This is a genomic window from Azospirillum sp. NS33, from assembly GCF_059703765.1.
The window spans coordinates 1-8,538 of record NZ_BAAKJB010000065.1 but is presented as its reverse complement, the minus strand read 5'-3'; the positions used below and the strand labels follow the sequence as shown (position 1 = coordinate 8,538).

The 8,538-nt window shown below is 65.2% G+C and carries 4 protein-coding genes, 1 tRNA gene and 1 pseudogene; 1 reads left to right on the top strand and 5 read right to left on the bottom strand.

Annotation, left to right across the window (positions count from 1 at the left end; genetic code table 11):
* The first annotated feature begins 346 nt into the window (after positions 1-346).
* On the top strand, positions 347-685 hold the full coding sequence (locus AC6H2I_RS30145; protein ID WP_497504486.1) for a transposase: 339 nt from the start codon (positions 347-349) through the stop codon (positions 683-685).
* A gap of 71 nt (positions 686-756) precedes the next feature.
* Here AC6H2I_RS30145 and AC6H2I_RS30140 read toward each other — a convergent pair whose 3' ends face one another.
* From AC6H2I_RS30140 to AC6H2I_RS30120, 5 genes and pseudogenes are all read right to left on the bottom strand, one after another.
* Positions 757-2,913, bottom strand: coding sequence for a tetratricopeptide repeat protein (locus AC6H2I_RS30140; RefSeq protein WP_497504488.1), 2,157 nt, complete (start codon positions 2,911-2,913; stop codon positions 757-759).
* Positions 2,914-2,932: 19 nt separating this feature from the next.
* Positions 2,933-3,076, bottom strand: a pseudogene (locus tag AC6H2I_RS30135) (IS3 family transposase); the annotation flags it as partial.
* Between the two features lie 399 nt (positions 3,077-3,475).
* A complete protein-coding gene (locus tag AC6H2I_RS30130; protein ID WP_497504487.1) occupies positions 3,476-7,741 on the bottom strand; it encodes a beta strand repeat-containing protein in 4,266 nt (1,421 codons plus the stop codon).
* Between the two features lie 439 nt (positions 7,742-8,180).
* Complete coding sequence (locus tag AC6H2I_RS30125; protein WP_497504485.1) at positions 8,181-8,342, bottom strand: ATP-binding protein; 162 nt, start codon at positions 8,340-8,342, stop codon at positions 8,181-8,183.
* A gap of 113 nt (positions 8,343-8,455) precedes the next feature.
* A tRNA-Met gene (locus AC6H2I_RS30120) sits at positions 8,456-8,532 on the bottom strand.
* Between the last annotated feature and the right edge of the window lie 6 nt (positions 8,533-8,538).

Genomic DNA, 8,538 nt, shown 5'->3' with positions numbered 1-8,538 from the left:
GCGATGATCCCGCCATCATGCTGCCCGCCGTGGCCGTATGAGCAACCCGGCCAGATCAGCCGGAGACCTCGCCGACAAAGCGCGAGCTACACCACTCAGCGGGACACGACCATGGAACCTTCGGCGACAGCCGTGGCCAACGAAACAGGCGAACGGATCGCGCTTGGCGGGTGCCCCTCCGGTGGAGGCCGTCTACCGCTGCGCTGTCTGATGTCGCGTAGCTTGCCGCGGTGCAAGCCGTGTCGCTTGCACCGGTGCATAGGACGGTGCGATGGGACGGGTCACGGTCGAGTAGCTCAGCCCAGACAAGGCGGCGTTCGGCGGCCGCTTAGGTGCGATGGGACGAGTGGAGATCCTTGCTGGCCGCGAACGGCGCCGGGAGTGGAGCGAGGGCGCGAAGCGGGCGCTGGTGGCCGCGGCGTTTGCGCCGGGAGCGGTGGTAACGCAGGTGGCTCGGCGCGCCGATGTCAGCGCGAGCCTTCTGTACCACTGGCGCCGGGAGCAGGCGGGGGTGTCGCAAGGCGGCTTTGCCGCGGTTGTGGTGACGCCCGGTCACAGCGGCGCCGGCATGCCGGACGGGGCGGTGATGGAGATCGAGATCGGCGGGGTTGCGCGTCTGCGCCTCCCGCTGTCGACACCGGCGGCCCCGGTGGCCTCGGTGGCCTCGGCGCTGGTGGCGCGGTGATCGCGCTTCCTCCTTCGGCGCGGGTCTGGCTGGCGGTCGGGCGCACCGTCAGCATCCGGCGAAAACCGCAGTCAGACTGCGGCTTTCGCCGGATGCTGACAAAGCTCCACCGGAGGGGTACACATATAACTCGATGACAGGACGGCCAGATCACGACCAATGCCACGTATCACACCCGACCAGTCGCCCTGGCGCTCTTGTCGATATAGACGCAATGTTGGGTACCATGGGCTGTCATCCCGTCCTGTCAACCAACGCCAATCGGGGCTGAAGGGAACCATCATCCATACCGGCCGCCCCAGAGCTCCGGCTAGATGTCCAACGGACGTATCCACCGTAATCACCAAATCAAGGGCCGATACAAGGGCGGCCGTATCCGCCATGTCATCTGCAAGTGGACCAAAACTCCGGCAGCGGCCCGTTTTCATTAACATTGCTTCTTCATTTGAATTCGGCTCCTTTTGAAGAAGAATGAACGCCACCCCTTCAACACTCAGAAGTTCCAGAATTTTATTCGCGGGCATGGAGCGATTACGGTCATTGGCATGCATCGAGTTCCCCGACCACACCAACCCAACCCGCGGCTCGCGTCCGGCGCCGATCGCGTTTGACCAACGCATGATCGCCTCGGTCGACGCAGCCAGATACGGGACATTCGACGGGATCTTGGCCAAGGTGTCTGTACCGACCAGGTGTGGCAAGCTCATCAGCGGCGCGTGAAGGTCAAAAACAGGAACCGGTTGGCCGCGCTCTACTATCTTGGCTCCTCCTGAAAGGGTTTCCGCCAACCGCACGAGGGGTTTGGGCAACTCCAACACCAAGCGCGCGCCCTTCGCGGCTAGCAACGGAACGTAGCGCAGCATCTGGATCGCGTCACCAAGTCCTTGTTCTGCATGGATAAGCAGACATTTCCCCGAAAGCGGCTCTCCTGACCATTGTGGGCGGGGTATTTCCCTTTGTTCTGCTTCCATCAAACGCCATCGATGCTCATATAGTTTCCACCCGTCTTTGAGACGGCCAGTCATCAGCATCAACATACTCAAATTCAAAGGCCCGCCAACGCTGTTGGGTGAGATCTGAATTGCCCGACGATACAGCCGCTCTGCCGCCACGACATCGTGATGCTTTTGCCTTATCAACCCGATGTTGAGATATGCTTCTCCCGGAACCGGGCTCAGGGCAACCGCAACACGGCAGTGTCGCTCCGCCTCCTCCAACTTGCTCTGGTCAAGGAGTGCGTTGGCCAGATTGTTGTGTGCATCGGGGTAATCGGGTGCCAACCGGATGGCCCGACGCAACATGGCCTCAGCTTCGATTGGGTTTCTGCTATCCTTGCACGCCATGCCCAACAGATTCCAACCGTTGGGATCGTTCGGCATGGTTGCAACGGCTGGGATGAACAGGTTCTTGCCCTCTCCGGGCCGACGCAACGCCAATAGGGCGGCCCCTTTGGCGAGCAGATAAGGGGTGCTGTCCGGCACCAATCGCAGCGCCCGGCAATGCGCATCGAAGGCCAGGGCGGCACGATCGCAGCGGCGCAGCATACTGCCCAGAAGATCGTAAAGCTGGGAATCGTCGGGGCGCAGAGCCACCGCTCGGCGGGCTTGATCCGCCGCTTCCTCCAACCGGCCAAGCGAGCTGAGCGTTCGGCTGAGATTCTGGTGCGCTTCGGGTAGGTTGGGCCATTGCCGCAGAATGCGGCGATGCGCTTCAGCGGCAACGGCGGGGTCGTTCTGTTCCTGCTCAACCGCCGTGAGGTTGTTGTGGGCGTCGGCGTAACCAGGTGCGAGTACCAAGGCATGGCGGAACGCCGCCACCGCCGCCTCGGTCCGGCCCAGGGCATGATCGATCACGCCAAGATTGTTGAATGATTCATGATGCTCTGGGCGCAACGCCACAGCGTGCCGGAACGCGTCCGCCGCTTCCGCCGCCCTCCCGCAGGCACGCAAGGCCACGCCCCGATTGCACCACGCCCCCGCTGGACCATCCAACCGGATCGCTCGTGCCGTCGCCGCGATGGCCGCCGGCCAGGCGCCGCGCAGACAGCAAGCAGCGCCCAACAGGGATTGGGCCTCTAGCCAGTTCGGCTGAATGACCAATGCCAGGCGAAAACGCCGGGCCGATCCATCCCCATCTCCGGCCTGAAGCCGCTGCACGCCCTCAGCAAACAACGAGTGGATTTGGGGAAGCGAACAATCCTTGCTGTCTTCGACAGCAATCGTTGTCATTGTTTCCCGCCCCCTTCCATCGGCCGCTCCCATCCATCGCCTCCTCCCCGGCCTCAATGCAGAACCCGACACCCGAAGTGGTCGACAGCCGCCATGCCGGAACACGAAGGGATGCCCAGTCCATCACCGCAACCAGGTACAGGAAGCCGCGGCCCATGGGAATGATCCCCTGTTGCCGCCCACCAACAACGGGGCCGAACGCGCCACGCCGTCATCGCCCGACCCCTGTCCTTCGGCACCCGCACCGAGGAGGGCAGCGCCGCCTATGCCGCTTCGCTCAGCGTCGTCGAAATCTGCCGACGCCGCCCGCGTCGATCCCTGGCCATACATCGCCGACGTGCTTGCCCGTGCCCGGCACGGCCATCGACCATCCGCCGGTCCCTGTCACCCCCTGACCAAGGGGGGTGAACGGCTATCTTCGCCCTCCTAACAGTAATTGTGTCGCAAAGCTTTTGGTCTTTCAGGCAGTCGAGCCGTCCATCGCAAAAGATCGGTTGCCGGTCTCCGTGCCTCTGCTTCTTCTCCGGCAGCGTGCCGATGCATACGTGGATTCCGTCGCATATCACGCCAGGACGGTGATGTCGGCGTGGCTGAGGGTGCGCACGTTGAGCGTGGCGATGGTCACGGCCGCTCCGGCACCGCTGCCGTCGGCGTCGAACGACAGGGTGCCCGTGGCCGTGTCGAAGACGAACCAGTCGTCGCCGTCGGCCGGGTTGCCCAGCGCGAAGTGCTGCGCCGACAGGGTGCCGGCCTGGATGTTCCCGAAGTTCGGGCCGACCACCCCGATCCGATCCAGCCCGGCTTCGAAGTCGACGATCGCCGCCGTCCCTTCCTCGGCCGAGCCGATGCGGAAGACATCGGCGCCCTCGCCCCCCACCAGCGTATCGTTGCCGTAGCCGCCGTCCAACATGTCGGCGCCGCGGTTGCCGTAGAGCACGTCGTCGCCCCGGTTGCCCCACAGCACGTCGCTTTCCTGGCCGCCGAACAGGGTATCGTCGGCCTGGCCGCCGAACAGCGTGTCGGCGCCGAGCTGCCCGTACGCCACGTCGGCCCCGAGCTGGCCGTACACCACGTCGCCATCCTGGCCGCCGAACGCCGTGTCGCCGTCCTGGCCGCCGAACAGCGTGTCCGTTCCCTGGTTGCCATAGAGCACGTCGGCCTGGAGGTTGCCGTACAGCGCGTCGTTGCCGATGCCGCCGGCCACCGTGTCGCTGCCCTCGTCGCCGAACAGCACATCGTCGCCGCCTTCGGAGCCGACGAAATCGTTGCCGCCGCCGCCGCGCAGCGTGTCGTCGTCGGCCCCCAGCACGATGTACTGGGCGCTGCCGTCGCCCACCACGTTCTGCGAGCCGGCGCCGCCGGTCACCCGCACCGCACCGACCACCGCCGCGAACGACACGTTGTCCAGTTCGATGACCGTGCCCGAGGGCAGGCCGGCGGCATCGATCACCAGCGCCTCGCGTGCCGTGCCGCCCGTCGGCGTGTTGCCGGTGATGCGTAGCGGCGCCCCGATCACGGTCGTTCCCGCGGCCACCGTGGGCACCATGGTGCGCACCGTCAACTGGGTGCCGGCCGGCAGCCCGCCCAGGAAGGCCTCGCCGACGCCGGTCATGTCGGCCTGGTCGGTGGCGCTGCCGGTGGTCCGCGCCTGGATGGCCTGGATCAGGCCGGCCAGGGAATTGGCCGGGGACTGGGCGGTGGTGCCGCCCTCGACCCGCAGGCCGACGCCGGTCGGCACGCTGGCCTGGAGCGTCGTCTGCCCGGTGGTGGCGTCGCGCGCCAGCGGGATGTCGGCCGACGGCGTCGCCCCGTCGGCCTCCACCCGGTTGGCCGTGACCACCGGGATCTCGGTGATCTCGATCACCGCCCCGCTGCTGGTGGTCAGGCGCTGTTCCTGCACGACCACGCCGTCGACGGTGCTGGAGGTGGTGGTGTTGGAGGTGACGGTGACCTGGTTGCCCAGCACCGGGGTGGTGACCGTCGTCGGGGAGCTGGTGTCCGGGGGCGGTGGCGGCGGCGCCGCCGCCTCGGTGGTGACGTTGTAGGCCGTGCCACCCGTCAGCCCGGCAAAGCTGTTGCCGGCGAGGTCGTTGACCGCGCCGGCGGCGATTTCGAGATAGTAGCCCGTCGCGTAGTCCAGGGCGGCGGTCGGGTCGAGGGTGACGGTTTGGCCGTTGAAGGTGACGCGGGCGGTGTCGGTCGCGGTGAAGGTTTCGACGATGCTGCCGTTGGACGTGCGCTTGAGCGTCATCGTGGTGTTGCCCGAGGTCACCGCTTCCGAGAAGGTCAGCACCAGGTTGGCGCCGATCGCCACGCCGGTGGCGTCATCGGCCGGCGTCTCCGCGGTGAGCGTCGGCGCCGCCGTATCGACGGTCACCGTCAGCGCCGACGACGCCGACGACGTGTTGCCCGCCGTGTCCACCGCCGTGGCGGTCAGCGTGTGCACGCCGTCGGCCAGGGAGGAGCTGGCGATGGTCCAGGCCCCGGCGCCGCCGGCCGTGATCGTGCCCACCGCCGTGGCGCCGTCGTACAGCACCACCGTCGCCGCCTCGGCCACGGTGCCGGTCACCGCCGGGGCCGTGGTGCGGGTGATGTCGTCGCCGGTCGAGACGCCGGTGTCCTCGATGTCGGACAGGTTCAGGCCGGTGGGGGCGTTCGGAGCGCTGGTGTCGACCGTCACCGTCAGCGCCGACGACGCGGTGGAGGTGTTGCCGGCGGTGTCGACGGCGGTGGCCGTCAGGGTGTGCACGCCGTCGGCCAGCGAAGCGCTGGTGAGGGTCCAGACCCCCGCACCGGACGCCGTGGCGGTGCCGACGGCGGTGGCGCCGTCGTACAAGGTCACGGTGGACGCCTCGGCCACCGTGCCGCCGATCACCGGCGCCGTGACCTTGGTGAGGTTATCGGTGCTCGACGAGCCGCTGTCCGACGCCGTCGCCAGATCCAGCCCGGTCGGGGTGGTCGGGGCAGCGGTATCGACGGTCACCGTCAGCGCCGACGAGGCCGTCGACGTATTGCCGGCGGTATCGACGGCGGTGGCGGTCAGCGTGTGCACGCCGTCGCTCAGCGAAGTCGGGGCGATGGTCCAGGCACCGGCACCCGATGCGATGGCGGTGCCGATGGCGGTGGCGCCGTCGTAGAGGACGACGGTCGCCGCCTCGGCCACCGTGCCGCCGATCACCGGAGCGGTGACCTTGGTGATGGTGTCGGTGCTCGACGAGCCGCTGTCCGACGCCATCGCCAGATCCAGGCCGGTCGGGGCCGACACCGCGGTGTCGATCGTCACCGCCAAAGCGGCCGACGCGGATGAGGTGTTGCCGGCAGCATCGGTGGCTGTGGCGGTAAAACTGTGCGCGCCGGCGCCGAGCGTCGTGCCGGTGTAATCGAAGGTCCAGGCACCAGACCCGTCGGCCGTGGCGGTGCCCACGGATGTTCCGGCGAGGCTGACCGCAACCACCGCACTGGCTTCCGCCGTGCCGGAAACCATCAGCGTCGTATCGTTGGTGACGTGATCGGTTGAAGACGTCCCCGTATCGGAAGCAATCGTCGTGACGCTCGGTGTTGCCGGTGCGGCGGTATCGATCGTCACCACAAGGGCGGTGGACGCCGTTGAGGTTACGTTGCTGACGTCGGTGATCTTGGCCGTCAGGCTGTGCGCGCCATCCGCCAGGGACGTCGCGGCAATCGTCCATGCCCCGGCCGACGCAAGACTGACCGAACCGAGCGACGTCGTGCCGTCGGTATCATACAGCACAATCGTACCGGCCTGGTTGGCGGTGCCGGTGATCGTGGGGGTCGTTGCGCTGGTGATGCCGTCGCTCGACGAACTGCCGCTGTCAGAAGCCGCGGTCAGCGCCAAGCCCGCGGGAGCACTCAGCGCAAGAAGCGTTATGGTTGTGGACGCGCCGACATAGCTCGCCTGAAAACTCCCCGTCACGGAAGTCAAAGTCACGAATCCGCCTGTTACCGCGATATCGCCGGCAGTCGTGCTGTTCAGTGAGGAGTAATCGCCATTCAGCACCAACGTGTCGCCAATGGAAAAGTCGGATACCGTGTCTCCCAATGCATCCGCTGTAGAGGACCAGGAAAAGATATCGTTTCCGCTACCCCCGCTGAGTATATCGGTGCCGGCGCCGCCGAGCAGTGTATCGTTGCCGTCGTCGCCAAAAATTACGTCATTGCCGGCATTACCTACGAGGGAATCGTTGCCGTTACCACCATAGAGCGCGTCATCATCCTGGCCACCGTCCAGTGTGTCATCGCCAGCGTCCGCGCTAAGCGTATCGCTGCCATCATTTCCGTGGATACGGTCTCCGTCGTCCCCGCCAAAAAGGACGTCATCTCCAGCATTGCCATAAATTGTATCGGTGCCGGAGTCGCCATAGATCGTGTCGTTGCCGTAATTTCCGGCCATCCTGTCGTTGCCAGCGTCGCCCAACAGGCGGTCATGTCCAGTTGCAGTACCGGAACTATCCGCACCATAGACTGTGTCGTTTCCGAGGCCGCCCCGCAGAGTATCGCTACCCTCACCACCCAGGATGAAATCACCGAGGTCACCGCCGGTCGAGGAAATGATCCCCGTCTCCCCGGTCCAGGCAAATCCCACGCCGTTGACTGTTGTCGAAAGAGGATTTCCGCCAGAATCAAGCAAAACTGTAGCAGCTCCGCCGTTAATGCCGGAGTTTATAATTTCCCACTGCGTCCCATTGATCTGAATAGTCGTTAAGGATGAACCGGTTCCCACCGTATCAAAATTAACGAGGGTTGGACTTAGCACCTTTATGCTCGTATACCCAGAGCCAAAGCTTCCAATCTTATATGAAAATTGCATGTTCCCCGCCATTTTCCATCCACCGAGCAGCGCCTGGTGGAAAAATCATAGTGCTTGTGTTCGTGCTTGAGGCACCCTGGTGCCGGAAGCCCGCCCTATATCGTCCCGACACCATGCGACCATATCCTTCCATGAGAATACCAGAAAATTGCGACATTATGTGGCAATGGATTTGGAGCGGATCGCGTAAAATCGGAATCAATTTTGAACATGAAACCGCTCGAAAATCAAAGACTGAGAGTCCGTCCACAAACGTTATGGTTCGACCGGCTTCGAGAAACCAGCCATCATCGGCGTGCAATTTCCAGCCGCACTTCCGGTTGCAGAACCCGTTGTCCAGGGAGTCCACGGGAGGGCCCCGCGCGCGCCGCGGAGTGCCCTCATGGCTGACGCAGCGGCGCGCCGTGGGAGGAAGCCTGCGGGCCCCCCTGGGCAACGATCAGGAGCGGTTCCTGAACCGCCAGCTGTCGTTTCCGGTTTCCAGGATGTCGCAGTGATGCGTGAGCCGGTCGAGCAGAGCGATGGTCATCACCTCGTCGTAGGCGGCGCGCATGCCGGCCGGGCTGAGTTCGGCCATCACCGCCATCAGCTCATGCCTCATCCACGGCGGACCGTCCATCTCCGCCAACCGACACCGGCCCCATGATGGGGCGCCCAGTGCGGCGCGCACGCCGAACGCCCCCGAGGGCGAAGCCTTCGGGGGCGTTGGGTGTTTGGTTGCGGGGAGAGGATTTGAACCTCTGACCTTCAGGTTATGAGCCTGACGAGCTACCGGGCTGCTCCACCCCGCGATAAAC

What these genes read in the sequence shown, in the direction of transcription:
- AC6H2I_RS30140 (WP_497504488.1), bottom strand. Translation starts at nt 2,913, where the DNA reads ATGACAACGATTGCTGTCGAAGACAGCAAGGATTGTTCGCTTCCCCAA.
- AC6H2I_RS30130 (WP_497504487.1), bottom strand. Translation starts at nt 7,741, where the DNA reads ATGCAATTTTCATATAAGATTGGAAGCTTTGGCTCTGGGTATACGAGC.
- AC6H2I_RS30125 (WP_497504485.1), bottom strand. Translation starts at nt 8,342, where the DNA reads ATGAGGCATGAGCTGATGGCGGTGATGGCCGAACTCAGCCCGGCCGGC.